Source organism: Streptomyces sp. CLV115, from assembly GCF_038448545.1.
GTDB classification, from domain to species: Bacteria; Actinomycetota; Actinomycetes; order Streptomycetales; family Streptomycetaceae; genus Streptomyces; species Streptomyces sanglieri.
Genome location: NZ_JBCEWQ010000344.1, coordinates 1 through 1,600, shown reverse-complemented (window position 1 = coordinate 1,600; position 1,600 = coordinate 1). Strand labels below are relative to the sequence as shown.

Below are 1,600 nucleotides of genomic sequence, written 5' to 3'. Positions count from 1 at the left end.
GCTCTCCTTCGACCGCGCGGCAGCCCAGTACGCCGCAGCCCGCCCCGGCTACCCGCCCGCGCTCTTCGACGCGGTCGAGGAACTGGCCCACCGCCCCCTGCGCGGCGCCCGCACCGTCGACGTGGGCGCCGGCACGGGCATCTCCACCCGGCTCCTCCACGAGCGGGGCGCCCTGGTCACCGCCGTGGAACCGGGCGCCGGCATGGCGGAGGAGCTCCACCGCTCGCTCCCCGCACTGCCCGTCGTACGCGGCGACGGCAACCGCCTCCCGCTCGCCACCGCATCCGCCGACCTGATCACATACGCCCAGTCCTGGCACTGGACGGACCGGGCCCTCGCCACCGCCGAGGCACTGCGCGTCCTCCGCCCCGGCGGCGCCCTCGCCCTCTGGTGGAACGTCTCCGACCACTCCGTCCCCTGGATCGACGAGCAGGACGCCCGCCTCCGCCGCTTCTTCGGCGCCGGTGACTCCGCCCACGGCTCGCCCGTCCGCTCCCGCGACCTCCCGTCCGGGCTCGGATTCACGCACCGCCGGCTGCCCTGGACCCGGCGGGTGCCCCTCGACACCCACCTCGCCAACCTGGGCAGCCACTCCGCCTTCCTCGTCCTCGGCGCGGAACCCGCGCAACGCTTCCTCGCCGAGGAGCGCGCCCGGCTCGCGGAACTCTTCCCGGACGGCACGGTCGAGGAGAGCTACGCGGTCGAGCTGAGCGTGGCCGTGAGCCCCGGCGCGCCACAGCCCGCCCCTTGACGGACCGACACCCCGGGATGAGTATTCATCACATGATGAATTATCCCGGTGCTGCCATCGAGGCCCGCGGCCTCACGGTCGTACGAGGCGATCGCACCGTCCTGCGCGCCATCGACTTCACCGTCGAACCCGGCAGGATCACCGGCCTCCTGGGCCCCTCCGGCTGCGGGAAATCGACCCTGATGCGGGCCGTCGTGGGCACCCAGGCCAAGGTCACCGGCGCTCTCGACGTGCTCGGCAGCCCCGCGGGCCACCCCGCGCTCCGTCCACGCATCGGGTACGTCACCCAGGCCCCGTCCGTCTACACCGATCTGACGGTCCGGCAGAACCTCGACTACTTCGCGGCGGTCCTCCGGCCCGGCCGCCGACAGCGCGACGCCCGCCGCGCCGCCGTCACCCGCGTCATCACCGAGGTCGACCTGGCCGGCCACGCCGACGCGCTCGCCGGCACCCTCTCCGGTGGCCAGCTCGCCCGCGCCTCCCTCGCCGTGGCCCTGCTCGGCACCCCGGAACTCCTGGTCCTCGACGAACCCACCGTGGGCCTGGACCCCGTGCTCCGCCGCGACCTGTGGAACCTCTTCCACCGCCTCGCCGCCGAGCACGGCACCACGCTCCTCGTCTCCTCCCACGTCATGGACGAGGCCGAGCGCTGCCACCGCCTGCTCCTCATGCGCGAGGGCGAGATCCTCGCCGACGGCACCCCCGACGCCCTGCGTACCGCCGCCCGCGCGGCCACCGTAGAAGAGGCATTCCTCCACCTGGTCGACCAGGCCGCCACCCGTCAGGAGCCCACCCGATGAGCACGACACCCAGCCCGGCGCCGACTCCGGCACCCACCCCGGCCCCGAC

Annotated in this window: 2 protein-coding genes; both read left to right on the top strand. The window is 74.4% G+C overall.

Translation table 11 applies throughout. From position 1 onward, the window contains the following. A partial coding sequence (locus tag AADR41_RS42050; RefSeq protein WP_342287741.1) for a class I SAM-dependent methyltransferase occupies positions 1-751 on the top strand: 751 nt, incomplete at its 5' end. 32 nt (positions 752-783) lie between these two features. Next, positions 784-1,551 (top strand): ABC transporter ATP-binding protein, encoded by a 768-nt coding sequence (locus AADR41_RS42045; protein ID WP_342287739.1) that lies wholly within the window; start codon positions 784-786, stop codon positions 1,549-1,551. Positions 1,552-1,600: the final 49 nt, after the last annotated feature.